General features: G+C 66.2%; 20 protein-coding genes and 1 tRNA gene. 8 read left to right on the plus strand and 13 right to left on the minus strand.

Going from position 1 to position 26,090, the window contains the following annotated elements; translation table 11 throughout:
- Window positions 1–269 precede the first annotated feature (269 nt).
- From FSZ13_RS02430 to kdsA, 5 genes are all read right to left on the minus strand, one after another.
- Window positions 270–1,502, minus strand: coding sequence for a hypothetical protein (locus tag FSZ13_RS02430; RefSeq protein ID WP_145477836.1), 1,233 nt, complete (start codon window positions 1,500–1,502; stop codon window positions 270–272).
- Window positions 1,495–1,773, minus strand: a complete 279-nt coding sequence (locus FSZ13_RS02435; protein WP_145477837.1) for a hypothetical protein — start codon at window positions 1,771–1,773, stop codon at window positions 1,495–1,497. The genes FSZ13_RS02430 and FSZ13_RS02435 overlap by 8 nt, the downstream gene beginning before the upstream one ends.
- A 73-nt stretch (window positions 1,774–1,846) precedes the next feature.
- Window positions 1,847–3,121: a RelA/SpoT domain-containing protein gene (locus FSZ13_RS02440; protein WP_145477838.1), complete on the minus strand. Its 1,275-nt coding sequence runs from the start codon at window positions 3,119–3,121 to the stop codon at window positions 1,847–1,849.
- 301 nt (window positions 3,122–3,422) lie between these two features.
- Window positions 3,423–3,499: transfer RNA gene (locus tag FSZ13_RS02445), tRNA-Arg, on the minus strand.
- A gap of 123 nt (window positions 3,500–3,622) precedes the next feature.
- On the minus strand, window positions 3,623–4,468 hold the full coding sequence (gene kdsA / locus FSZ13_RS02450; RefSeq protein ID WP_145477839.1) for a 3-deoxy-8-phosphooctulonate synthase: 846 nt from the start codon (window positions 4,466–4,468) through the stop codon (window positions 3,623–3,625).
- A gap of 226 nt (window positions 4,469–4,694) precedes the next feature.
- Between kdsA and amaB the strand changes: the two genes are divergently transcribed.
- From amaB to FSZ13_RS02485, 7 genes are read left to right on the plus strand one after another with little or no spacing between them, the layout of a single operon-like run.
- Window positions 4,695–6,227 (plus strand): L-piperidine-6-carboxylate dehydrogenase, encoded by a 1,533-nt coding sequence (amaB, locus tag FSZ13_RS02455; protein ID WP_145477840.1) that lies wholly within the window; start codon window positions 4,695–4,697, stop codon window positions 6,225–6,227.
- 17 nt (window positions 6,228–6,244) lie between these two features.
- On the plus strand, window positions 6,245–7,045 hold the full coding sequence (locus FSZ13_RS02460) for an SDR family NAD(P)-dependent oxidoreductase (protein ID WP_260844100.1): 801 nt from the start codon (window positions 6,245–6,247) through the stop codon (window positions 7,043–7,045).
- A 52-nt stretch (window positions 7,046–7,097) separates the two neighbouring features.
- Entirely contained in the window at window positions 7,098–7,382 is a 285-nt protein-coding gene (locus FSZ13_RS02465; protein WP_145477842.1) for a DUF4190 domain-containing protein, read from the plus strand.
- A gap of 7 nt (window positions 7,383–7,389) precedes the next feature.
- Window positions 7,390–8,160: a class I SAM-dependent methyltransferase gene (locus tag FSZ13_RS02470; protein ID WP_145477843.1), complete on the plus strand. Its 771-nt coding sequence runs from the start codon at window positions 7,390–7,392 to the stop codon at window positions 8,158–8,160.
- A gap of 9 nt (window positions 8,161–8,169) precedes the next feature.
- Window positions 8,170–9,225, plus strand: a complete 1,056-nt coding sequence (locus FSZ13_RS02475; RefSeq protein ID WP_145477844.1) for a quinone-dependent dihydroorotate dehydrogenase — start codon at window positions 8,170–8,172, stop codon at window positions 9,223–9,225.
- Entirely contained in the window at window positions 9,222–10,271 is a 1,050-nt protein-coding gene (murB, locus tag FSZ13_RS02480; RefSeq protein ID WP_145477845.1) for a UDP-N-acetylmuramate dehydrogenase, read from the plus strand. Before FSZ13_RS02475 ends, murB begins: the two co-directional genes overlap by 4 nt.
- 32 nt (window positions 10,272–10,303) lie before the next feature.
- On the plus strand, window positions 10,304–11,191 hold the full coding sequence (locus FSZ13_RS02485; RefSeq protein ID WP_145478520.1) for a DMT family transporter: 888 nt from the start codon (window positions 10,304–10,306) through the stop codon (window positions 11,189–11,191).
- Window positions 11,192–11,206: 15 nt separating this feature from the next.
- Here FSZ13_RS02485 and FSZ13_RS02490 read toward each other — a convergent pair whose 3' ends face one another.
- From FSZ13_RS02490 to FSZ13_RS18350, 4 genes are all read right to left on the minus strand, one after another.
- A complete protein-coding gene (locus FSZ13_RS02490; protein ID WP_145477846.1) occupies window positions 11,207–12,244 on the minus strand; it encodes a phosphotransferase enzyme family protein in 1,038 nt (345 codons plus the stop codon).
- A 69-nt stretch (window positions 12,245–12,313) separates the two neighbouring features.
- Window positions 12,314–14,518, minus strand: a complete 2,205-nt coding sequence (locus FSZ13_RS02495; protein ID WP_145477847.1) for an ATP-binding protein — start codon at window positions 14,516–14,518, stop codon at window positions 12,314–12,316.
- Complete coding sequence (locus tag FSZ13_RS02500) at window positions 14,515–15,744, minus strand: helix-turn-helix domain-containing protein (RefSeq protein ID WP_145477848.1); 1,230 nt, start codon at window positions 15,742–15,744, stop codon at window positions 14,515–14,517. The genes FSZ13_RS02495 and FSZ13_RS02500 overlap by 4 nt, the downstream gene beginning before the upstream one ends.
- A gap of 92 nt (window positions 15,745–15,836) precedes the next feature.
- Window positions 15,837–16,361, minus strand: coding sequence for a DUF3592 domain-containing protein (locus tag FSZ13_RS18350; protein ID WP_186308825.1), 525 nt, complete (start codon window positions 16,359–16,361; stop codon window positions 15,837–15,839).
- Between the two features lie 285 nt (window positions 16,362–16,646).
- Here FSZ13_RS18350 and FSZ13_RS02510 point away from each other — a divergent pair, with 285 nt between their 5' ends.
- Window positions 16,647–19,757, plus strand: coding sequence for a discoidin domain-containing protein (locus tag FSZ13_RS02510; RefSeq protein ID WP_145477850.1), 3,111 nt, complete (start codon window positions 16,647–16,649; stop codon window positions 19,755–19,757).
- 108 nt (window positions 19,758–19,865) lie between these two features.
- Here the strand turns inward: FSZ13_RS02510 and guaA are convergent, their stop codons facing one another.
- From guaA to FSZ13_RS02530, 4 genes are all read right to left on the minus strand, one after another.
- The gene (gene guaA, locus FSZ13_RS02515; RefSeq protein WP_145477851.1) at window positions 19,866–21,431 is read right to left on the minus strand and encodes a glutamine-hydrolyzing GMP synthase; all 1,566 of its coding nucleotides are present in this window, start codon (window positions 21,429–21,431) and stop codon (window positions 19,866–19,868) included.
- Window positions 21,432–21,544: 113 nt separating this feature from the next.
- Window positions 21,545–22,999, minus strand: a complete 1,455-nt coding sequence (gene guaB / locus FSZ13_RS02520) for an IMP dehydrogenase (RefSeq protein ID WP_145477852.1) — start codon at window positions 22,997–22,999, stop codon at window positions 21,545–21,547.
- Between the two features lie 215 nt (window positions 23,000–23,214).
- The gene (gene folD / locus FSZ13_RS02525) at window positions 23,215–24,090 is read right to left on the minus strand and encodes a bifunctional methylenetetrahydrofolate dehydrogenase/methenyltetrahydrofolate cyclohydrolase FolD (RefSeq protein ID WP_145477853.1); all 876 of its coding nucleotides are present in this window, start codon (window positions 24,088–24,090) and stop codon (window positions 23,215–23,217) included.
- A gap of 38 nt (window positions 24,091–24,128) precedes the next feature.
- Window positions 24,129–25,958, minus strand: a complete 1,830-nt coding sequence (locus tag FSZ13_RS02530; RefSeq protein ID WP_145477854.1) for a monovalent cation:proton antiporter-2 (CPA2) family protein — start codon at window positions 25,956–25,958, stop codon at window positions 24,129–24,131.
- Window positions 25,959–26,090: the final 132 nt, after the last annotated feature.

Below are 26,090 nucleotides of genomic sequence, written 5' to 3' on the forward strand. Positions count from 1 at the left end.
GCCTCACTACCGTGCTAGCGGCTGGTTGCACGTACTCGCCATCGTGATTAGCGATCGACAAGCCGCAGCCGAACACGCAGCTGCCGCGTTATTGACAATCCGGCGGAACAACGCAAGGCGTTCCTCTCCGCCGCGTTCAATTGCTCGCTGGTCACGCGGATTACGCGACAACGGAAAAGTACTATGCTCATTTGACGCCTCAAGGTGCTTGGGACGCAGTGGCGAAGTTGAGGTTCTAGCAACAAGGCCTAGCATCGACGATACCCATCTCAGACCGACCAGATCGCCCGTTTTTTGCCAATTCCCACCATTGTGTCCTGGGAAATAGTCGCATCCTTCCAGCCTAGCAACAGATCGATATCCTCGACAGCCAGAATTTTGTACTTGAAGTCCGCTAGCAGAACCTCGGACAGATGGTCCGCGAGTCCTCGTGAGGCCATCAGCTCTACGCGTAGATCGAATCGGTCCCGTGCATGTCTCATCGCCTCGATGCACTTCTCGCCATCATGCCCTAGACTCATACTGATGGATGCAAGTGAGCTGAAAATGAAGTGCTCGCGCAGCTGTGCCTCGCCGAGGCCCGAGAATCCACCCCAGAAAGCGGAGAGAATTTTCCCAGACAGTTCGCCGGGAGAGATATTTTTAGGAATATCTATGTCCAGCAGAAAGCTTGATAATCCCTCAAGGTGCCCTAACAGCCGCAGATACTTAAAGGCAAGCAGCACGCCGACACATGCGTCCTCTGCTGGCACCGCCATGATTTTGGTTGCAAATGATATCGAGAGCAAGGCGGCAACCTCGTCGCTGCCGGCTTCCTCCACAAGGTGGCTGCTTAGTCCCTCCAAAACTTGTTCCCAGTGCTGAACCATGGCGTCGTGATCTTCGGCGACGGAAGATGCCACGGCATCACCGTATCGCTCTGCGACGCCCTTATGGCATCGAGGCGATTCGATCTTTGCTCGGAGATGATCACGAAGTGCATCTTCGACCGCCTTACAACGCCCCTCATCTGACTGCATCGCCACATGCCCGAGCTCATGGGCGATTACCGTAATCTCTTGGCACAGGGTGTAGGCAAGTCTAGCGCGCTCTTCGGTTAGGTCCGAAGTGTAGGGATCTCCAGAGGACTTTACATCAGTGTTGATTCTGGCGTACACCATCGCCATCAAGGTCGCCAACTTCAGGCTTCCCTTCGTCACTGACAGGTGCGCGAGCCGCTTGTAAGCAAAAGCAAGAACAAGAGGGCCTTGGTTGGACGTCGCAAAGTAAATTCTATTCAGCTGATTAAAAACCTGACCTAAGTGCTGGTCGTAGACGACGTACTGGGATCCTCCTACGCGCACCAGCTCCGCGGCGCATGCAGTTGAGTAAACCGTAACGAACTGGGGCTTCCTTTCACCGAAACCCGCGGCCAGCGAAGCGAACAAATTCTGGTACACCAGGCTGAGCTCAGCACCCGCAGACTTCCGCCTGCGTGTAGCATCCAGATACGCTTCAATCATCAGCTAACTCTCTCAGGATCTTCACTGCCTCATCGGCGCTCACTCCACGAATCTCCCGGCCCTTATGTCTTATCACAACATGCTTCTTCGCCCTAATTGCGGTCACCACCACAGTGGTGATCCAGGGAAGACTCGCGACGCTGATGGTGGCCAAAACCTGCAAAACCTCACCGCCATCGAATGACTTTTTGTCTACAACGTGGGCATCTATTGCATCGGCGGGAAGCAACCCTGACAGTGCGGAGTCAAGCTCCAAAACAATCGCACTCACGCGCATCTCCTCGATTAAAAATGTGTCAGTAAAAATCTCATTAGGCTTTAGTCGCCCCTAGATAGAAAAAAGACTAGAGGCTCGCCTCAATCTCCGCCTTCTTTCTCACGTTTAGTGAGAGCCCACCATTTAGCGTCGACTTCATGACATAATTTCGATCAAGCAGCCCCTGAAGCGAAGAATCAAAGGCGAGGACATTCTTACAAAGGTGATTTGCCAGAGTCTCTACTGTCACCGTGCTTCGACCCCAGAACTTACGACGCCGGAGAACCGCTAGAATTTGTCGGGCTCCGACATCGATTTCGATCTTCCTCGTAAAACCGACGACCGCTACGTCCAACCCCTCCAAGATTGAGGCATAGGAATCAATCCCGAAGTAGTGACTATGGGTCTGACGCACAGTCGCAACCTCCGAAGAGCCGACAAGCACCACCTCATAGCCTTCAGCTGCGGGAAAATTGCGTTCGTACTCAATGTATGAGCGAACCGCCGCATGAGGGCTTCTGCTCACTATATCCCAGCTAACAAAAGCACCGGCATTCCAGTCAAACACCAAAATCCAGTTATTGAGACCGCTCCCGCTTTTCCGCTCCTTCTCAGTAAGAGTCCGGATGATATCTTCATTGACGAAGCTATCGAATACTTTATGCCGGTCTGACTTTTTGATGAGCTCTTCGCAGATAGACCTCAGCTCGTCAATTCGAATCCTTAAATCTAGAGGCGGCTCACGTCCAGCCTCATGCTCGTAAAATGCGTCTGACAAACAGCGAAAGTATTCAAGAACCTGCGGACTACCATCCCCTTCCTTGAGGTAATGACCGTAGATGACAGATGTTCGCTCGATGCTCTCAGCCCAATAATGTTGAACACGGCTACGGATCTGAAGCTCGAGGTTCGAACCTTTTCGTTCAAGAAGCACGTGGAGAGCGCGATAGCCTGTGACGTCCCGCCCCTTCTCGCGGTAGTCAGTGAACTTCTTTATCGCGAAAACGCTTTGATTACTGACCTGCTCTTCAAGAAAGCGCTTGAGTGCGTCAACATCAGCATTTGTCTGAACGATTATGCGGCAACCGCCAATGTCCTGGAGCTGAGATAGCCTCACGGTAAGACGTCGCAGCTTCCTAGCAATCTGCGGCTTTCTCTTAAGTCGCTGAGCAATGTAGTAACTGGCACCATAGTTTGACAGCATGTGCTGAAGCTCAGACGTCGTCTCGGATAACGGCTGAAGGTGCGCGCCACGGTACGCATCGAAGACATCTTCCATTTGAACAAGTTCAGCCTCGTCGGCATACGAATCCGCCGCCAGCGCCCGACCAGCCTTATCTATTTGCGCCTTTGAAAGTTCCATTTAACTATCAACATCCCGGTTTAGCTGAACAGACGTTAGCATGCGCCGCCTGGGGTGCCCAGTACTCTTCAAGGTCGGTGGTTCGGGCGCAGGATTAGCGATACCAGACCCAGCCAACTTGGACTTATCAAGCGTCAACAATCCGACGCCCCCCCGTTCAGGGCACCTTTGTCAAGACGTCAGCCGCGCTCTTCACCAACAGGGTCTCCTTTCCTGCTGTGCCATGTGTGCCATTTCGCATCGGAAATGGAGCGGAATACAGCGCCATCGCCCCGACGACCCCGACGTAACCTGTTGATTTTGGTGACCCCGGCCCGATTCGAACGGGCGACCTTCCCCTTAGGAGGGGGACGCTCTATCCAGCTGAGCTACGGGGCCGATGTGCGGTGCATGCATGCTGCCTTTGCCGCTGGCCGCCCGCACATTGCATGCGGGCAGCTGTGAAGGATACCCACATTCAGCGACGGGACCAAGGCCGATCCCGCCGCAAGGTGGGCAGACTCAGCGGATATCCAGCTCCGCAAAGCCCTTGACCAGCTCGTCCACGGCCTTGATCTGGGCCAGGAACGGTTCCAGCGCGCTCAGCGGCAAGGCGCTCGGGCCATCGCAGCGGGCGTGGTCGGGGTCGCGGTGCGCTTCCAGGAACAGGCCGGCCAGGCCCAGCGCCATGCCTGAGCGGGCCAGTTCGGCCACCTGGCGGCGGCGGCCGCCGGAGGCTTCGCTGCCGGCGTCGCGGCGCTGCAGGCTGTGGGTGACGTCGAAGATCGCCGGCAGGCCGCCGGTGGATTCAATCATCTCGCGGAAGCCCAGCATGTCCACGACCAGGTTGTCGTAGCCGAACTGCGAACCGCGCTCGCACAGGATGATGTTCTCGTTGCCGGCTTCGCGGATCTTCGACACGATGTGCTTGATCTGCGTGGGGCTCAGGAACTGCGGCTTCTTGATGTTGACCGCACGGCCGGTTTCGGCGATGGCCACCACCAGGTCGGTCTGGCGGGCCAGGAACGCCGGAATCTGCAGCACGTCGACCACTTCAGCGACCGGTGCGGCCTGGGCGACTTCATGCACGTCGGTGATGACCGGGATGCCGAAGCGGCGCTTGACCTCTTCGAAGATGCGCAGCCCTTCGTCCAGGCCGACGCCACGGAATGATTTGATCGAGGAGCGGTTGGCCTTGTCGAACGAGGCCTTGAACACGTACGGAATGCCCAGCTTGCGGGTCACCGTGGTGAAGTGCTCGGCCGCATGCAGGGTCGAATCGAGGTCTTCGAGCACATTCAGGCCGCCGAACAGCACGAACGGGAGACGGTTCCCAACGACGACGCCTTCTGCAACGGTAACGTTCATTCAGATTCCTGGGGGCGAACAATGGCGGCCATTCTACCGGGTTGGGCCGCCCGACCAACGGTCGGGCGCTACCGGGAAGGCCATCCGGCAGATGAGGCGCAACCGCGACGGGTGCCGGGCGTGGGTCGGTACCGGCGGACGGCGACGGGTTAGAATCGTCGTTCTGCATGCCGCCCCCCGCCCTGCCAGCGGCTGCGCCCTTTTTTGATTCGCAACAGGAGTTTGCATGTCCTCTGACCTGCTCAAGGCGCTTGGCCTCGACGCGACCAACGCTGGCACCTATCTCGGCAACGGGGAGTGGTCCAAGGCCACCGACGCCGGCGTGATCACCCCGGTCAACCCGACCACCGGTGAAGCCATCGCCCAGGTGTACGCCACCACCGACGCCGACTACGAGACCATCGTCGCCCGCGCCCAGGAAGCCTTCAAGGTGTGGCGCACCACCCCGGCCCCGCGCCGCGGCGAAGCCGTGCGCCTGTGCGGCGAAGCACTGCGCGCGCACAAGGATGCGCTGGGTTCGCTGGTCGCGCTGGAAATGGGCAAGAGCAAGCCGGAAGGCGACGGCGAAGTGCAGGAAATGATCGACATCGCCGACTTCGCCGTGGGCCAGAGCCGCATGCTGTACGGCTACACCATGCATTCGGAACGCCCCGGCCACCGCATGTACGAGCAGTACCAGCCGCTGGGCCTGGTCGGCATCATCAGTGCGTTCAACTTCCCCGTCGCGGTGTGGGCATGGAATTCGTTCCTGGCCGCGATCTGCGGTGACGTGTGCCTGTGGAAGCCGTCCAACAAGACGCCGCTGACCGCGATCGCCTCGATGAAGATCTGCAACGAGGCGCTGCGCGGCGCCGGCTTCCCGGACATCTTCTTCCTGATCAACGATGCCGGCACCGCGCTGTCGGAAAAGATGGTGGCCGACAAGCGTGTGCCGCTGATCAGCTTCACCGGTTCGACCCAGGTCGGCCGCACGGTCGCGGAAAAGGTGGCACACCGCCTCGGCCGCTGCCTGCTGGAACTGGGCGGCAACAACGCGATCATCCTCGACGAGACCGCCGACCTGAAGCTGGCCATCCCCGGCATCGTGTTCGGTGCGGTCGGTACCGCCGGCCAGCGCTGCACCACCACGCGCCGCCTGATCGTGCACGAATCGATCCATGACGACGTGCTGGCCACGCTGATCAAGGCCTACAAGCAGGTCGAAGGCAAGATCGGCGACCCGACCGACCCGGCCAACCTGATGGGCCCGCTCAACAGCGACGGCGCCGTGCAGCAGTTCCTGGCCTCCATCGAAAAGGCCAAGGCCAGCGGCGGCACCGTCGAAACCGGCGGCACGCGCATCGAGCGCGCCGGCAACTTCGTGCTGCCGGCGATCGTGACCGGGTTGAAGAACAGCGATGAGGTGGTGCAGCACGAAACCTTCGCGCCGATCCTGTACGTGATGAAGTACAGCACCCTGGACGAAGCCATCGACATGCAGAACGGCGTGCCGCAGGGCCTGTCCTCGTCGATCTTCACCCAGAACCTGAAGGCGGCCGAGCGCTTCCTGTCGGCGGCCGGTTCGGACTGCGGCATCGCCAATGTCAATATCGGCACCTCCGGCGCGGAGATCGGTGGCGCGTTCGGCGGTGAGAAGGATACCGGCGGCGGCCGCGAGTCCGGTTCGGATGCATGGAAGGTCTACATGCGCCGCCAGACCAACACCATCAACTACTCCGACTCGCTGCCGCTGGCCCAGGGCATCAAGTTCGACCTGTGACGGGCGCGAGCCAGAGCGTGCCGACCAACGGTCGGCACCTACCGGAGACGGCCGATGGCCGCCGCGTCCTGGACTTTTCGGGTCGCCGGGTGCTGGTCGCCGGCGGCAGCAAGGGCATCGGCCGCGCCATGGCGCTGGCCTTTGCCGGCGCTGGCGCTGCGGTCTCGGTGTGCGCCCGCGGCGAAACCGGGCTGACGGCATTGCGTGATGACGCTGCCGCGCTCGGACTCTCCGTGCATACCGAGGTCGCCGACCTCGCGCGGGTGGACGACATCGGCCGCTGGCTGGCCGGTGCCGCCGAGGCGCTGGGCGGCATCGACGTCCTGGTCAACAATGCCACCGGCTATGGCATGTCCGACGACGAGGCCGGCTGGGAGGCCAGCCTCGGCGTGGACCTGATGGCGGCGGTGCGGGCCTCGCGGCTGGCCCTGCCCTGGCTGCAGCAGTCCGCCGATGCCTGCATCCTCAACCTGGCCTCCATCGCCGCGCAGCAGCCGCGCCCGGGCGCGGCCCCCTACGGTGCGGCCAAGGCCGCGCTGATGCACTACACCACCTCGCAGGCGCTGGCCTTGGCCCCGCACCGGATCCGGGTCAACGCCATTGCCCCGGGCTCGATCGAATTCGAGGACGGCCTGTGGGCACGCCGCCGCAGCGACGATCCCGCGCTCTACCACGGCACCCTGGCCAAGATCCCGTTCGGGCGCTTCGGGCAGCCGCAGGAGGTCGCCGACGCGGCCCTGTTCCTGTGCTCGCCGCTGGCACGCTGGATCACCGGCCACACCTTGAATGTCGACGGCGGCCAGGTCTTGATGGGATAAACCCGGCACTGGCCCTATCATTCACCTGTCCTCCCCCGTCCCCAGGAGCCACATGAGCCTTCCGCCCCGTCAAACCAGCCCGATGGCGCTGATCAGCCTGATCGCCGGGATCCTGGGCTGGACCGCCCTGCCGTTCCTGGGCAGCGTCGTGGCCATCATTACCGGGCACATGGCCCGCGCCGAGATCCGCCGTCGCCCGCTGGAACTGGAAGGCGATGGACTGGCACTGGCCGGCCTGATCATGGGCTGGGTGGTGGTGATCGGCAGCCTGCTGGCGCTGCTGGCCATCGTGATGTTCTTCGGTGGCCTGGCCTGGTTCGTTTCCCTGCAGTCGTGAGGTGCCCATGAGCGGTTCGGACCCCACCGGACGTTTCAGCAACCGCGTAGCCGATTACGTCCGCTACCGGCCCGATTACCCCCCGGCGCTGCTGGACTGGCTGCATCGCGAGATCGGCGTGTCCACCGGAACGCTGGTGGCCGACATCGGCGCCGGCACCGGTATTTCCACCCGGCTGTTCCTGGCCAGTGGGCACCCGGTGATCGCGGTGGAACCCAATGCGCCGATGCGTGAGGCCGCCGAAGCGCTGCTGGGCCAGGAGTACCTGCGCCTGAAGCTGGTGGACGGCACCGCCGAGGCGACCACGCTGGCCGACGACAGCGTCGGCCTGGTCAGTGCGGCGCAGGCCTTCCACTGGTTCGACACCACCGCAGTGCGCCGCGAATGGGCGCGGATCCTGCAGCCGGGCGGCCTGGCGCTGGTGTTCTGGAACTCGCGCCTGCTCGATGCCTCGCCGTTCCTGGTCGGCTACGAGCAGTTGCTGCTGGAGTTCGGTACCGACTACACCGAGGTCGCCGAGCGCTACCAGGACGATGACACCATGCGCGCGTGGTTCGGCAGCGGGCTGCGCGGTGTCGCGCAGTTCCCCAACACGCAGTACATGGACGCCGAGGGCCTGCGCGGCCGCCTGCTGTCGTCGTCGTATGCGCCGCCACCGGGCCATCCCCGCCATGCGCCGATGCTGGAGGCGCTGCAGCAGCTGTTCGACGCGCATGCGGTGGACGGCAGGATCGCTTTCGAATATCACACCCGTGCCTTCGTCGGCACGCTGGACTGACTGGACGCCATGTACTCGCTTGCCCGACCCTTCCTGTTTTCCCTGGACGCCGAACGCGCCCACGGCCTGGGCCTGAGTGCGCTGGAACTCGCCTACCGTTCCGGCACCACGCCGCTGCTGGCGCGCCGCCCTGCCCCGTTGCCGACCACCGCCCTGGGGCTGCGTTTCCCGAACCCGGTCGGCCTGGCCGCCGGCCTGGACAAGAACGGCGAGCACATCGATGCGCTGTTCGCGCTGGGCTTCGGTTTCGTGGAAATCGGCACCATCACCCCGCGCGCGCAGGAAGGCAATCCGAAGCCGCGCCTGTTCCGCCTGCCGGCCCACCAGGCCATCATCAACCGCATGGGCTTCAACAACCTGGGCGTGGATGCGCTGGTGCGCAATGTCGAGCGCGCGCAGCGCCGCAATGGCCTGCTCGGCATCAACATCGGCAAGAACAAGGACACCCCCAACGAGCAGGCGTTCGACGATTACCAGCATTGCCTGCAGAAGGTATATCCGCTGGCCGATTACATCACCGTCAACATCTCCTCGCCCAATACCGCTGGCCTGCGCGAGCTGCAGGAAGAAACCGCGTTGCGCCAGCTAGTCTCGCAGCTCCGCGACAGCCAGGAAGCGTTGGCGGCGCAGCATGGAAAGCGCGTGCCGATGCTGGTCAAGGTCGCGCCGGACCTGAGCGACCGCGACATCGACGCCGCCGCGCGCGTGCTGGGCGAACTGCAGGTCGACGGCGTGATCGCCACCAACACCACCATCGACCGCAGCGCGGTCGCGGGCGACCCACGGGCCAGCGAAGCCGGCGGCCTGTCCGGTGCGCCGCTGCTCGGCCAATCCACCCTGGTACTGCGCCGCCTGCGCGCGCGCCTGCCCGAATCCATGCCGCTGATCGGCGTTGGTGGCATCCAGTCCGGTGCCGATGCGGTGGCCAAGATGGCCGCCGGCGCCGCCTTGGTGCAGTGCTACAGCGGCCTGATCTTCCAGGGCCCGGCGCTGGTGCATGACTGCGTCGAGGCCATCCGCCGTCGTCGCGAAGCCCCCAGCCGCGGCGCCGTGGCCCCCCTATGAGTACTGCAATGCCTGCCTGGTCGCTGACCGAAAACGCCTCGCTGAAGGCGCTCAATACTTTCCACGTCGACGCCAGCGCCGAACAGCTGCTGGAACTGCACGAGCCCTCCCTGCTGCCCGAGGTGCTCGCCCTGCCCCAGGTCGCCGGCACACCGCTGCTGGTCCTGGGCAGTGGCAGCAACGTGCTACTGGCCGACAACGTGCCCGGCACGGTGCTGGTGTTCGCCAACCGCACCATCGAGGAACTGGAACATCGCGCAGACCACACGGTGGTGCGCGCCGGCGCCGGTGTGAACTGGCATGGGCTGGTGATGTGGTCGTTGCAGAACGGTCTGTCGGGGCTGGAAAACCTGGCGCTCATTCCCGGCACCGTCGGGGCCTCGCCGATCCAGAACATCGGTGCCTATGGCGTGCAGGTCGATGAGTTCATCCAGGCCGTGGATGCGTGGGACCGTGCCACCAACCAGTGGGTCCGCCTGGACAACGAAGCCTGCGCGTTCGGTTACCGCGACAGCGTGTTCAAGCGCGAGCCGGATCGCTACCTGATCACCTCGGTCGAACTGCGCCTGCCATTGCTGCATGACCTGCGCCTGGGCTACGCCGGCATCGCCGAGGAAATGCAGGCCATGGGCGTGGAACTGCCGGTGGCCGCCGACGTTGCCAATGCAGTCATCGCGATCCGCCGGCGCAAGCTGCCGGATCCGGATGTGCTGGGCAATGCCGGCAGCTTCTTCAAGAATCCGGTGCTGCCGCTGGAACAGGTGGAGGTACTGCTGCAGCAGTTCCCCGATCTGCCGGTGTATCCGGCCGACCGCGACGACCGGCGCAAGCTGTCGGCCGGGTGGATGATCGAGGCCTGCGGTTGGAAGGGGTTCCGTGAAGGCGATGCGGGCGTCTCCGCGCAGCATGCGCTGGTGCTGGTCAACCACGGTTCGGCCAGTGGCGCCGAGCTGCTGGCGCTGGCGCGGCGCATCTCCGCGTCGGTGCTGGAAAAGTTCGGCGTGCCGATCGAGCCGGAGCCGCGCCTGATCGGCGCGCAGTGGTGACCCCACCGCTCGCCCTGCCCGCGCCGACGCCGATGCGTGCGGCGCTGCTGATGCTTGGCAGCACGATGGCCTTCGGGCTGATGGCGATCGCGATCCGCTACGCGTCCGGCCACGTGCCCACCCAGGAAGTAGCGTTCTTCCGCAACGCGTTCGGCCTGCTCGCACTGCTGCCGTTCCTGCTGCGCCCGGGCAGCTCTCCCTTCCGCACCAGGCAGCTGCCGCGCTACTTCGTGCGCAGCCTGATCGGGCTGGCCTCGATGCTGTGCGCGTTCTGGGCCATCGGCCACCTGCCGATCTCGCAGGCGATCTCGCTGTCGTACTCCACGCCGCTGTTCGTCACCATCGCCGCCGTGCTGTTCCTGGGCGAAACCGTGCGCATGCGCCGCTGGGCCGCGGTGATCTTCGGCTTCATCGGCGTCCTGATCATCGTGCGCCCGGGCGCCGCGTCGTTCAGTCCCGGCCTGCTGGTGGCGGTGCTGGCGGCGGTCCTGAGTTCGCTGGTCGCGATCCAGATCAAGCAGCTCACGCGCGTGGACGGCGCCGACACCGTGGTGTTCTACACGTATGTGTTCTGGGTGCCGATGTCACTGGTACCGGCGCTGTTCGGCTGGGTCTGGCCGAGCGCCACGGGATGGGCCTGGCTGGCCGCGACCGGCCTGCTGGGCACCCTGGGCCAGCTGCTGTGGACGCGTGCGCTGCGGCTGGGTGAAGTGTCCGCGCTGACCCCGATCAGCTTCATGCAGCTGCCGCTGGTCAGCCTGCTGGGCTGGCTGCTGTTCAATGAGACCCTGGACCGCTGGACGGTGATCGGGGCCGGCATCATCCTGGCCGCCAATGCCTACATCGCGCACCGTGAAGCGGTACTGGTGCGACGCGCGGCCTCCGAGGCTGCCACCGCTGCGGCCAAGCCGGGCGAGTAGCCGAGCGCCGGCGGCTCAGGACGCAACCGCTGCCGCCGCCGACCAGCTGCGTGCGGCGGCATCGACCACATTGCCGGGCGCGAACTGATCGTCCATGTAACGCAGCGCCTGCCGGCGCTGGCTGGGCGGCCGCGTCGCGGCGCCCGGTTCCAGCATCAGGTCGTGGAATTCCTGCAGGTCGTGCAGCACGCGCCAGTGGCGGTAGTACGCCAACCGCACCGGGTCCAGCGCCACGGCGCCGTATCCCTGCTGGAAACCCGGTGGATCGTCGCGGCCCCAGCGCCCGCCGACCCCGGCCCCGACGAACATCAGGTCGCGCTCGCGCGGCGCCAGCACCATGTCGTCCCAATCGATCAGCGCCAGCGCGCCATCGCTGCGCAGCAACAGGTTGCCCGCGTGCAGGTCGCCATGGCAGAGCACGCGCGACCTGCATTGGCCGGCCAGCCGCTCGCGCAGCGCGACGCAGCGGCGCCAGACCCCATCTATCTGCTCGCGGTGCTGCCGCCACGCACGCCGGTAGTCCTCGGCCAGCGCATCGGGCATCGGCCACAGCGCGTCGCCGCGCTGCAGCCATGCGCCGACCCGCTCCACCGCCGTATCGTCATCGAACCCAGGCTGTGCCAGCCCGGCGGCCAGCGCGGCCGGCAAGCGGGTGTCGTGCACGCGACGCAGCGCCTGCCCCAGCCGCTGCCACTGCGCCTGCGACAGCGCTTCTTCGAATCCGGACTGGCCGTCGACATACGCGAACAGGGTCCACTGCAGGCCCTCGGCCAGCACCGCGGGCGCACCGTCAAGCGCCGGTTGCGGGGCGATCACCTCGTCGAGCCCGCGCGCGGCGCGCAGATGCCGCAGCACGTTCCAGACCCCATCGGCCACCGCATAGCGGCGGCACTTCAACCACCAGCGCGCACCGTCCACAGCGGTCAGCTGGTACACCGTCGCGCCGGCGTCGGCGCCGGCGGGCCGTTGCATGACATGGCTCACCTGCACGCCATACGCCTGTGCAAGCACGGCGCCGATCTGCGACGAAGACAACTCCTGGGGATGCAGCATCACTCTGCCATGGCACGAAAATGTCGCATCACTATTGCAGAACAGTGCGCGCACTCCCAGCGAAGCGCGTCACACAGACGCATCGTCGGCGCACATCGCCTGCAGTTCACGCTGCAACAAGGCCACCACTTCCTCGCGCTGGAACTGGGTGGCGAACACCGGCACCGCGAACACGAACGGCAGCCCGTCGGCCTCGCGCCGGATCACATAGGCCAGCTGCAGTCGCGCCAGTGACTGCCGCACCTGTTCCGGATCGACGCGCGCGCCAGCGGCGTCGAAGGTCGCCAGAAGGTCGACCAGGGCGATGCCGCGTTCGCCGCTGCCGGTGAGCTGCGCTGCAGCCACCTGGTAGACCACGATGCGGTCGATCCGGCACGCGACCGGGTCGGGGCTGAGCCGCGCCCAGCCCGCCAGCGCGTCGATCACCGGTTCGCTGACCAGCGCGGCATGCACCTGCGCGGCGTCGAGCACGCGCTGGCCACGATCCAGCTGGTTGAGCAGCTGCTGGCAGGTGATGGCGACCAGGTTGGCGCGGCGCCCGCACGCGGCCACCAGCCGCTGCGGCAGGTCGGGGCTGGCGAAATGCACGCCCAGCCGCGCCATCGGTTCCGTGGCCAGCGCCCGGCACGCATCCTCTTCCAGGCTGCCGACGTGGATGACCTCGCCGAAATTGCGCAGTGGCGAAGCGAAGTCCAGGGTGACCGCTTCGTACAGGTCCCAGAACCCGGCCAGCATGAAATGGCAGCGCCCTTCTTCGCTCAACGCACGCAGTGCGCCCATTTGCGGATAGCCCTGGTCAGCCTCGGCGCGCAGGAACAGGTCGGTTTCGTCGATCAGCAGCAGGAGCCCGCGTCCGGCCGCGCGCGCCGACAGCGCGGCCACCAGCGCGTCGATGCCGGTGTCTTCGGCCATGCCCAGCTCCATCGCCAGGCGCATGGTCAGGCGGTGATCGCGCAGCGACAGGTACACGCAGTGCACGCGGGGATGGCCGGCAAAACGGCGCTCGATCGCCTTCATCAGGCTGGTCTTGCCGAGCTGGCGGCCGCCCACCAGCAGGTAGTTGCCCGGCTCGCGGTTGAGCACCCGCGCCAGCAGCGACTCGCGCCCGAAGAACGCCCCCGGGCGAGTGATGCCACCGTGGGTCTGGTACGGCGAAATGCGGGTGACCCGCAGCTGCCGCGCGAGCAGGTCGACCAGTGCGTCCTGCGCACCCGGCTGCAGCAGCCAGCGGGTCTGCGCGGCCTGCTCCAGGCACACGCAGAGGTTGCCCGGGTCGTTTGCATACGCAATCAGTTCGGCTTCCACCGCCAGCGACGGGCTGACCGCAAGCACCACGTCCTGGCCGTTGGGCATGCCACGCAGCGCCTGCACGATCGCGTCCGCGCCCAGGGCGGGGTCCGGCTGGTACAGCCACAGCCGCTCCAGCGCGAGCGGAAGCGTGTCCGGCAACGTCCACTCACGCACCAGCCCCGCCAGCGCCCAACCGGGGGCCGGCGCATCGCCCGCGCCGATCCGCGTCGCCAGCTGCTGCGCGCGCGTTGCGGGACCCGCCTGCACCTGGCGCAGCGCGTCCCGCCAGCGCACGCTCGCAATACCGGCGCCCGCCAGCACGCGCCCGCGCAGGCGCAGCCATCCCAGCTGCCGGTCGATGGCGGGCAGCGCCTGCAACGGCTGCGAGAACAGCAGGCCCGGCTCGGCCACGATCCCGGCCACCGCCGGCCGCACCCAATACCAGAGCAGGCCCAATGCGGCGACGCCGAACACCGCCCCGCCGAGCAGCAGCGACAACCACTGCACCAGCGTCCAGGGCGCCTCCTCGCGGCAGTTCGGCGGTATCCAGCGCGCGGGAGGTGCCGGCGCACCCGGGCGGCATCGCCAATGCCGGGTATCCGGTTCCAGGGTCTGTTCGATCACCGTGCCGCGCAGTCCGCTGCTGGCCGGGAAGCGGTCGGTAAAGCGCAGCCGCAGCACCCACGGCTGCGGAAGCTCGGCTTCGACCAGGGTCTCGGCCGGATCGTGCACCCCGGGAACATCGACCTGCTGCGGCCACGTTTCATGCTGCAGCCAGTACGACAGCGCTTCCTCGCGCAGGAACATCATGTCGATGTTGGCGCTCTGCATGAGCATCATGCTTTCGCCGTCGCGCTGCATGCGCCACAGCTGCAGCGGATTCAGCCATGGGACGAACAGGTAGCTGCCCACGAACCAGGTCAGCCCGACCACCAGCAGCAGCGGCAGGCCAAGCCCAAGCCGACCCCGTGGCAGCGCGATCATGCCGGCTGCGCCTGCAGGCTTTCGATCACCTGCCTCACGGCACGCCGGATCGCGTCGCAGCGCCATTCCAGGCACGCGCCCTGCGGTTGCGGCCGGGCCGCCAGCAGGTTGGCCCAGTACAGCTGGCGCAGCAGCGGGTCGGCCAGGTACGGACGCGCCGGACCCAGTGTCGGGCGCAGCAGCCAGGCTTCCACTGCCGTGCGGGCCGCCACATCGCGCAGCACCGGCACCAGCGCCTCCCACAGCCGCGGATGCGTGGAAAGTGTTTCGGTCACTGCTTCGTCATCCAGGCTGGCGTCGGCCAGCAGCACCAGCGCGGCCTGCGCCAGCAGCGGATGACCACCGGAAAGGTGCAGCGCACGCGCCAGCGTGGCATCCGGCAGCGCACCGGCGCCGGCACCGGCACCGCGTCGCAGGTCATCCACGTCCAGCTCCGGCCAGCTCTCGGTGGCAGCGATGTTGAGCAGCGACAGGTCGCCGCCCTGGTACTTCAGGTCCGCCAGCGCCGCGCCGCCGCAGATCAGCAGGTGCAGCTTGCCGCTGTACATTTCGCTGAGGCTGCGCAGGATCCCGGCCAGCACGCCGCGAGGTTCCGGCGCGCCCTGTTCGAAGCGGCTGACCAGGCAGAACAACGGGCCCGGCTGCTGCAGCAGGCGCGCCAGCGCCATTTCGAAACCCGCGTCCGACGACACCCCTTCCAGCCCGCATTGCGCCGCCAGCAGCGCGAAATAATCCTGATCGCCCGCGCCGGCACGGAACGGAGGCTGCAGGTGCAGCACGCGGCCACTGCCATAACGCGCATCGGCCTCGGCGAGGATCGCTGCGCGCTCCGGCGGCTGGCCCCAGTGCGCCTGGGTCAGCAGCAGGCTGACAGGATAAGGGCGCGACGCCTGCAGGCGGTCGAACAGGCGGGTGACCGTGGGCGGCACGAGGGTCGGGGGCGCCGCCTGCCCGGCAAGCGTGTTACCCGCTGGCGCCTCGACGGGAAACTCCGGCTCGAACCCGGCCGACTGCAGCAACGCGTTGCATTCGACCTCGGTCAAGCGCAGGTAATTGGCGCAGGCCAGGACGCGGTCGCGGTGGCGACGGCTGGGGCGAGACGTGCCGGCGCGCCAGTTGTTGACCGCCTCGCGGCTGATGCCGATCTCCGCGGCCACTCCCCCTGCGCTGGCCCGTATCCGCCGCATGTGCCGGGACAGCAGGTCCGCGAAGTCCAGCGCAGGCATGGGGAACGACCAGAAAGGGAGGGAGCCGCACACCCTACCGTGACCGCTTGGACTGTCAACCAGGTACGCATCGGTCACGGCGGGCACCCGGCTCAGCCCGCGGGAACCGCAGGCGTCTGCCGCACGAACAGCTTGCGGGTCAGCAACAGGTGCACCACGAAGGCAAGGATGGCCAGCATGCCCAGCGCCACCAGCACCCGGCCGAGCACGGCCCCCAGGCTCTTCTGGCCTTCCAACCGCTCCAGCCGCTCAAACCGGGCGGGATCGGCCCGCGAATAGGCCACCGTCACCTGCGGTTCTTCTTCCAGGTAGGGCGCGGCATTGTCCTCGGAGGTGGAGAAGTGCCCGGTGTGGGTAACGCCGTTGGCCTCGAAGTCGTAACGGAAGTGGTACTGGTAGGACACCCGCCCCTTGCGGCGCTTTTCCTCGATGTGGTCGACCTGCACCGGCGCCTGCACCGTCACCGCGTCATTGAGGATCGCTTCGGCTTCACGGTGCCCGCTCAGCGCGGACCACGCGAAGAACACGGCAAGCACGGCGTAGCCGATGCTGCACAACCAGCGCGAGGCGCGGGACAGTCGGTCATGCGACGAATCTGATACAGGAATGCTGATCATCTGGTTTCCCCGGTAATGGTTCGAAGGTGTCGCCGGCCAGGTGGCCGCGACGTCGGGAACCAGTGTGGGGAAAGGACTGCGGCGCTTGAACGGGCATCCTGTCAACCCGGGCCAGGCATTGCTTGACGATTCGTCAAGCCGAGCCGGACCACGCGACAGCAATGTTGCGGACTGGCCGTCGGTCACTGGGAGCTGAGTACTGCGATGCGTCATGTAAACGATTTCAGTCCCTGCTAGCGTTGGATTTGCCTCGCTTGGGAGGTTGCTGACCGTGAGACTGCGCTGATGCGTTTGAATGCTGACCGCCCATTGCACCCGCGCCCCCTGACCCTCGCGAAGTTCGTTCTTCTCGTTGGGATGGTTTCGTCTGCTACCGGGTCCTTCGCCCAGAGCCTGCCGCCCCGCAGTGAATGGAAGGCCAGCAGCTCATCGCAGCAGGTTCCCGCGATGGCCGTTGCCCACCTGATCGATGGCGATCCGAAGACCGTCACCGGTGGGGCCTTCAGCCCCGGGCATTGGTTCCAGGTCGATCTGGGCAAACCGTCCACGTTGTCCGGAGCACGTATCACCTGGGACGTTTCCAATCCCGAGGGCTACAGCCTGCAGACCTCGCTGGACGGGAAACGGTGGGACAGCGCCTACACCATGCGCGATTCTTTGGGCGGCATCGAAACGGTGCCCTTCGCCCCGCGCCAGGCGCGCTATCTGCGTTTGGCAAGCCCGGACCGCACCTCGGACTGGGGCGTATCGATCTTCGAGCTGGAACCACTGGATGCCCGCACAAGTGCGCGCATTCCCGGGTTGAATCCGACACAGGCCGCAGCGCTGTGGCAAGGCGGTAGTGGGGTCGCGGTTCCGGCCGACAAGGCGGGGCGTCATACCCTCGACATCGCGCTGCCAGGCGGCGCCTCCACCACGGGCTTGTCGGTTGAATGGGCCGGGGCACACGGGGCCGCCCGCCTGCAGGTGCAGGACGCACAGGGCCGCTGGAGCGATCTGGCCAACGACCCGCAAGCGGGCAGTCGCCAGCAGAGCTGGCTGGCCGGCACTCAGGCGGTGAACGCGCGTGCGTTGCGCCTGCAGGTGGACGGCGACGCGCCGCAGATCGCGCGGCTGCGCCTGTTGGGGCCGGCCGCGGTGATAACGCCGATGAAGCGCTACCAGATCGCCGCCAGCGGGGCGCATAGCGCGCTGTTCCCCGCCTCGCTGCACCTGCAGCAGACCTACTGGACTGCGGTGGGCGTGCACGGCGGCCTGCAGAAATCGATCTTCGACGAGCACGGCAACATCGAGGCCTTCAAGGGCGCGCCGCTGGTCCAGCCGATCTGGCGCGGTGCCGACGGCGCGGCTTCGGGTGCGGCAGACCAGCGCGTGCAGCATGCACTGCGCGATGGCTGGAAGCCGATGCCGTCCGCCACGTGGCAGCCGCAACCCGGGCTGGAACTGAAAAGCGAAGCGTTCGCGGTGGAGATGGACGGGCAACCGGTGACCTTCGTGCGCCATCGCCTGCGCAATACCAGCAATGCTCCGATAGCCGGCAGCCTCGCGCTGTTGGTGCGTCCCATGCAGATGAATCCGCCCTGGCAGAACGGTGGCCTTTCGCCGATCCGCAGCATCGCGGTGGACGCCGGCACGGTGCGCGTCAACGGCCGCACGCTGATGCAATCGCTTACGCCGGTCGGCGGCGCGGGCGCGGCCCCGTTCGGTCCCGATGGCAGCACTGAAATCACTGCGGCCGTCGCACAGGGCGCGTTGCCACCCGTGCAGCACGCGGAGGATCCGGACGGATTGGCTGCCGCTGCGCTGGACTACCCGATCCAGCTCGCACCGGGCGCCACGCAGTCGGTCGTGGTGGCCTTCCCGCTGGGCAATGCCGCCGCCGACACGCACGGCGTCCTGCCCGAGCCGCCCGCGCTTGAGCTCGCAGGCCGCGACGCCGACGCCACCTTCGAGCGCCTGGCCACGGTCGCCGCGAACGACTGGCAGGCCCGCCTCGGCCAGGTCGGTCTGCGCCTGCCCGATCCCTCATTGGTGGACATGTTGCGCGCGCAGGCCGCCTATATGCTGATCAACCAGACCGGCCCGGCGATGCAGCCCGGCCCGCGCAACTACAACCGCTCCTTCATCCGCGATGGCATGGCCACCTCCGCCGTGCTGCTGCGCATGGGCGAAGCGAAGATCGCGCGCGACTACCTGGCCTGGTACACCGAACACGGCGTGCACGCCAACGGGCTGGTCTCGCCGATCCTCAACAACGACGGCAGCGTCAACACCGGCTTCGGTTCGGACATCGAGTACGACAGCCAGGGCCAGTACGTCGCCCTGGTAGCCGATGTCGCACGGTTGGACGGCGGCCCGGAATCGGTGCGCGCCTACCTGCCCAAGGTGAAGGATGCACTTCGCTTCCTGCAGGAACTGCGCGAACGCACCCTGGTGCCCGGCTACATGGCCAGCCAGCCGGCGCCGGAGCGCTTCGCGGGCATCCTGGCGCCGTCGATCAGCCATGAGGGCTACCCCTCACCCACGCACAGCTACTGGGACGACTATTGGGGCCTGAAAGGCTGGCATGACGGTGCGTGGCTCGCTGAGTCGCTGGGCGATCACGAAACTGCGGCGTGGGCGCGGGAACAGTACCGCGCCCTGCATGACGCACTGGCGGCCTCGATCCGCGCCACCATGGCATGGAAGGGTATCGACTTCATCCCCTCATCAGCCGACCTCGGCGATGGCGACCCGACCGGCGTGTCGATCGCGCTGGACCCCACTGGCGCGCAGGACGTGCTACCCGAACTGGCCCTGCGCACCACCTTCGCGCGCTACCTGGAAGACGTGCGCAAGCGCAGCCAGCCCGGCGCGCTGTATGCCTACACGCCGTACGAAATCCGCAACGTACTCAGCTACGTGCACCTGGACCAACCCGAAGCGGCCGACGAACTGCTGCAGGGCCTGCTGCGCGACCGACGACCGCTCGAGTGGCAGGTATTGGCAGAAGTCGTGCACTCACGGCTGCGCTTCCCGCGCTACCTCGGCGACATGCCGCACACCTGGATTGGGGCCGAGTACGGGCGCACGTTGTTCGGCATGTTGATGCGCGAGGACGATGATGCGTTGTCGCTGCTGCCGGGTACGCCGACGGCATGGCTGGCCGGCGATGGACTGGCCGTGGAGCGGCTGCCGACCGCGTTCGGGACCCTGCAGATGCAGGCAGTGCAGCGCGGGACCACGCTGCAGCTGACGCTGGGCAAGGGGCTGCGCAGGGATACTGCCCTACGCGTCTGGTGGCCGTCGCGTACCCGGCCGACCCGGGTGATAGTGGATGGACATCCCGTGCAGGACTTCGATGCACGGGGCGTAAGGCTGGCCAAGCCATTCAGAACGCTGGAAGCCACCTGGTAGAGCCACGCCCTGCGTGGCTGCGCGGACCGGATCCGGATACGACAAAGGCGCCTTGCGGCGCCTTTGTAAATCAACGGCAGCGGGGCAGAGCCCCGCTCTACCGAAGGGTCATTCCCACTCGATCGTCGCCGGCGGCTTGCCGGAGATGTCGTAGACCACGCGTGAGACGCCACGCAGCTCATTGATGATGCGGTTGCTCACCGTGCCGAGGAAGTCGTACGGCAGGTGCGCCCAGTGCGCGGTCATGAAGTCGATGGTTTCCACCGCGCGCAGCGCGATCACCCACTCATAGGCCCGGGCGTCGCCGACCACGCCGACCGACTTCACCGGCAGGAACACCGCGAAGGCCTGGCTGGTCTTGTCGTACAGGTCGGCCTTGCGCAGTTCGTCGATGAAGATCGCATCGGCCTTGGCCAGCAGTTCGGCGTATTCGCGCTTCACTTCGCCGAGGATGCGCACGCCCAGGCCCGGGCCCGGGAACGGATGGCGGTAAACCATGCTGCGCGGCAGGCCGAGTTCGACGCCGAGGCGGCGCACTTCGTCCTTGAACAGCTCGCGCAGCGGCTCGACCAGGCCCAGCTTCATGTGCTCGGGCAGGCCGCCGACGTTGTGGTGGCTCTTGATCACGTGGGCCTTGCCGGTCTTGCTGCCGGCCGACTCGATCACGTCGGGATAGATGGTGCCCTGCGCCAGCCACTTGGCGTTGCTGAGCTTGTTGGACTCTTCGTCGAAGATGTCCACGAACAGGTTGCCGATGATCTTGCGCTTGGCTTCCGGGTCGCTCACGCCTTCGAGCTTGGCGAAGTAGCGGTCGGCCGCGTTGACGCGGATCACCTTGACGCCCATGTGCTCGGCGAACATCGCCATCACCTGGTCGCCTTCCTGCCAGCGCAGCAGGCCGGTGTCGACGAACACGCAGGTCAGCTTGTCGCCGATCGCCTTGTGCAGCAGCGCGGCCACCACCGACGAATCGACGCCGCCGGACAGGCCCAGGATCACTTCGTCATCGCCGACCTGTTCGCGCACGCGGGCGATCTGGTCGTCGATGATGTTGGCCGCGGTCCACAGGGTCTGGCAGCCGCACACGTCCACCACGAAGCGGCGCAGCAGCGCCTGGCCCTGCAGGGTGTGGGTCACTTCCGGGTGGAACTGCACGCCGTACCAGCGCTTTTCCTCGTTGGCCATCGCGGCCACCGGAATGCGATCGGTGGTGGCGGTGATGGTGAAGCCCGGAGGCGCCACCGAGACGTGGTCGCCGTGGCTCATCCACACGTTCAACTTCGGCTCGCCGCCGTGGTCGCTCAGGCCCTTGAATAGCGCGTCCGGGTGCACGACGTTGACTTCGGCATGGCCGAACTCGCGCTGGTCGGCTGCTTCGGTGGCGCCACCGAGCTGGGCGGCCAGGGTCTGCATGCCGTAGCAGATGCCGAAGATCGGCAGCCCGCTGTCGAACACTTCCTGCGGCGCGGCGGGCGCACCCGGCAGCGTGGTCGATTCCGGGCCACCGGACAGGATGATGCCCTTGGCACCGAACGCGGCGATCTCGGCCGGGTTGTGGTCCCACGCCCAGATTTCACAGTACACGCCGAGCTCGCGGATGCGGCGCGCGATCAGCTGGGTGTACTGCGCGCCGAAATCGAGGATGAGGATCTTGTCGTTATGGATATTGGTCATGGCGCCCGGCAATGCTGGATGGAAAACGGAGGAACGAAAATCAGGTAACCAACGGCAGATAGAGAAAGAGGAACGGGAATCAGCTTCCTCGTTCCTCTTTCGCTCATGCCGCGTCAGGCGCGGTAGTTCGGCGGCTCTTTGGTGATCTGCACGTCGTGGACGTGGCTCTCACGCTGGCCGGCGCCGCTGATCTTGACGAACTTCGGCTTGCTGCGCATGTCTTCGATGTTGCCGCAGCCCACGTAGCCCATGGTGGCGCGCAGGCCGCCCATCAGCTGGTGGATGATGCCGCCGACCGGGCCGCGATACGGCACGCGGCCTTCGATGCCTTCGGGCACCAGCTTGTCGGCGCTGGAGGCGTCCTGGAAGTAGCGGTCCTTGGACCCCTTCTCCATCGCCGCCAGCGAACCCATGCCGCGGTAGCTCTTGTACGAACGGCCCTGGAACAGCTCGGTTTCACCGGGCGATTCCTCGGTGCCGGCGAGCAGGCCACCGATCATGATGGTGGAGGCACCCGCAGCCAGCGCCTTGCCGATGTCGCCCGAGTAACGGATGCCACCGTCGGCGATCAGCGGGATGCGGTCCTGCAGCGCTTCGGCGACCAGGTCGATCGCGGTGATCTGCGGCACGCCGACACCGGCGACCACGCGGGTGGTGCAGATCGAGCCCGGGCCGATGCCGACCTTGACCGCGTCCGCACCGCTGTCCAGCAGCGCCAGCGCGGCTTCGCCGGTGCAGATGTTGCCCCCCACGACCTGCACCTGCGGGAAGCGCTTCTTGACCCAGCTGACGCGGTCCAGCACGCCCTGCGAATGGCCGTGCGCGGTGTCCACCACCAGCACGTCCACGCCGGCGGCGACCAGCGCTTCGACGCGGCGATCGGTATCGCCACCCACGCCCACGGCGGCACCGACCAGCAGGCGGGTCGCGACGTCCTTGGCGGCGTTGGGGTAATCGGTGTTCTTCTGGATGTCCTTGACGGTGATCAGGCCACGCAGGGCGAAATCATCGTTGACCACCAGGATCTTTTCGATGCGGTTGCGGTGCAGCAGCTGCAGCACTTCCTCGGACGCGGCGCCTTCCTTGACCGTGATCAGGCGATCCTTCTTGGTCATGATGTGGCGGACCGGATCGTCCAGCTCGGTCTCGAAGCGCATGTCGCGATGGGTCACGATGCCGACCAGCTGGCCGCCATCCACCACCGGCACGCCGGAGATGTTGCGCGCCTGGGTCAACGCCAGCACGTCGCGGATGGTGGTTTCCGGACCAACCGTGATCGGGTCGCGGATGACGCCGGCCTCGAACTTCTTGACCGTGGCCACTTCCGCGGCCTGCTGCTCCACGCTCAGGTTCTTGTGGATGATACCCATGCCGCCGAGCTGGGCCATGGCGATCGCCAGGCGGGCTTCGGTGACCGTATCCATGGCTGCCGAGAGGATCGGCAACTTCAACCGCAGGTCACGCGTAAGGCGCGTTTCCAGGGTCACATCCTTGGGCAGGATGATGGAATGGGCGGGGACGAGCGAGACGTCGTCGTAAGTCAGTGCTTCAGCCTGGATGCGCAGCATCGGCATACCCGAGATGTGGGGAAGCGCGACATTTTACCCTGATTTCGCCCCGATGGGCAGGGGCCGGATGCGACGCTGTGTCGCGCCGCGGTCGGCCGTTCATGCGGCGATCGACCGTGCCGGGCCGCACGACCAACGGTCGTGCGCTACCGGGACGGACGATGGGCGGAGCGCCCCGGTAGGTGACGACCGTTGGTCGTCACGGCCTCCCGGCGTCAGGACGCCTCTGCGGCCTCGATCGTGTTCTGCATCAACGTCGCCACCGTCATCGGCCCTACCCCGCCCGGCACCGGGGTGATCCAGCTGGCGCGCCCGGCGGCGGCCTCGAAGCCCACGTCGCCGACCAGGCGGCCGTCGTCCAGCCGGTTGATGCCCACGTCGATCACCACCGCACCCGGCTTGACCCACTCGCCCGGCACGATGCCCGGGCGGCCCACCGCGACCACCAGGATGTCGGCGTTGCGCACCGACTGCTCGAGCACGTCCTTGGGGGTGAACTTGTGGCAGCTGGTGACGGTGCAGCCGGCGATCAGCAGCTCCAGGCCCATCGGCCGGCCGACGTGGTTGCTGACGCCGACGATGGTGGCGTTGCGGCCCCGCACCGGCTGGTCGGTATGGCCCAGCAGCGTGGTGATGCCCCGCGGCGTGCACGGGCGCAGGCCGAATTCACGCAGGGCCAGGTGGCCGACGTTTTCCGGGTGGAAGCCGTCGACGTCCTTGCGCGGGTCGATCCGATGGATCAGGCGGCTGGCATCGGGAATGCCCGGCAGCGGCAGCTGGACCAGGATGCCGTGGATCTTCGGATCGGCATTGAGCTGGTCGATCAGGGTCAGCAGCTGGGCCTCGCTGGTACCGGCCGGCAGGTCGTAATCGAAGGCTTCGATGCCGACCTTCTCCGCGGCGCGGCGCTTGTTGCGCACATACACGGTCGAGGCCGGGTCGCCCCCCACCAGCACCACGGCCAGCCCCGGGCGGCTGCCACCTGCGGCCAGGCGGGCGTCGACACGCACCTTCAGGCTGTCCAGCAGGTCTTCGGCGATGCGGCGACCGTCCAGGATGCGGGCGGTATGACGGGGGGCTGGATCGTTCATCGAATGCGGGCGTGGGGCGGTGGGGAACGTATTGTCCCCTATTCCTCTTCTTCCGGCACTTCGTCGGCGTTGAGGGTGCGCGCCTTGCGCTTGGGTGCGGTGAACGGGGTCGGGGTGGGTACGCCGGGCAGCGCGCTGCCGAACACCATGTGCGCGCCGGCGCGCAGGTCGCCGCCGGCCATCTCCAGTTCGAAGCGCTCAGCGTCGCGCTCGCGGATCTGCTCGGCGATATCGCGGGCGTCGTCCTCGTCCGCGCCCAGCTCGACCAGCGCGGCCTGACCGAACATCAGTGCGGACTCGAAGGTTTCGCGGATCTGGAAATCCACCCCGGCATGGATCAGGCGCAGCGAATGCTCGCGGTCGAACGAGCGCACCAGCAGCTTGGCCTGCGGGAATTCATGCGCGACCAGTTCGACGATGCGGTCGGCGTCCTGCGCGTTGTTCACGCACACCGCGATCGCACGCGCGGTGGCTGCGCCGGAGGCATGCAACACATCCAGGCGGGTGCCGTCGCCGTAGTAGATCTTGAAGCCGAAGCGCTCGGCGTTGTGGATCATGTCCACGTCGTTGTCGATGATGGTCACATCCACGTCGCGCGCCAGCAGCGACTGGCTGGCCACCTGGCCGAAACGACCGAAGCCGATCATCAGCACGCTGCCGGACATGCCCTCGGCGGTATCCACCCCTTCCAGCGAGACTTCGCGCGCCGGCATCAGCTTGTCGTGCAGCAGCACGAACAGCGGGGTCAACGCCATCGACAGCACCACGATCGCGGTCAGGTTGGCGTTGACTTCCACGCCGATCACGCCGGCGGCAGCCGCAGCGGAGAACAGCACGAAGGCGAACTCGCCGCCCTGCGCCATCACCACGCCACGATCCAGCGCCTGCCGGTGATCGCTGCCCAGGATGCGGGCGACGGTGTAGATGCACACCGCCTTGGCCAGCATCAGCGCCAGCACGCCGGACACGATCAGCGGCCAGTTGTTGGCGACCACGGTCAGGTCCAGCGCCATGCCCACGCTGAGGAAGAACAGGCCCAACAGGATGCCGCGGAACGGCTCGATATCGGCTTCGATCTGGTGGCGGAAGGTGGATTCGCTGAGCAGCACGCCGGCCAGGAACGCGCCCATCGCCATCGACAGCCCGCCCAGCTGCATCAGCAGCGCCGCCCCCAGCACCACCAGCAGTGCGGCCGCGGTCATCACCTCGCGCGCCTTGGCGGCGGCCAGGATGCGGAACAACGGGTTGAGCAGGAAGCGACCGACCAGCACCAGGCCGATGATCGCGCCGGCGGCGATTGCCACGCTGATCCAGCGCGAGCTCGCCCCGGCATCGGCCTGCACCGGCGCCATGAACGCCACCACCGCCAGCAGCGGCACGATCAGCAGGTCTTCGAACAGCAGGATGGAGACGATCTTCTGCCCCGACGGCAGCGCGATGTCGCCGCGCTCTGCCAGCAGCTGCATGACCACGGCGGTGGAGGTCAGCACGAAACCCGCGGCGCCGATGAAGGCCACCGGCAGCGGGAATCCGAACAGCATGCACACGCCGGTGAGCACCGCGCCGCAGACCACGATCTGCAGCGTGCCCAGCCCGAAGATTTCCCTGCGCAGGCTCCACAGGTGCGACGGGCGCATTTCCAGCCCGATCACGAACAGGAACATCACCACGCCCAACTCGGCAGTGTGCAGGATGGCCTGCGGATCCGAGAACCAGCCGAAGCCGAACGGTCCAATCGCCAGCCCGGCGGCGAAGTAGCCCAGCACCGAGCCCAGCCCCAGGCGCCGGAACAACGGCACCATCACCACCGCGGCACCCAGCAGGGCGACGACTTTCACCAGTTCACTGGCACCTGCTTCCACCGCCATGCGGTTGTTTCCTTGCAACACCGATCAGCCGTCACGATAGGACAAATTGATGCAGGTACCTAGCACGCAGGTGCGCATGATCGTGCCATCAATGGAACGATTGGCGATAAATTGCGCAGATCGTCTCGCTAT

Source organism: Stenotrophomonas rhizophila, assembly GCF_007667275.1.
GTDB lineage: Bacteria > Pseudomonadota > Gammaproteobacteria > Xanthomonadales > Xanthomonadaceae > Stenotrophomonas > Stenotrophomonas maltophilia_AE.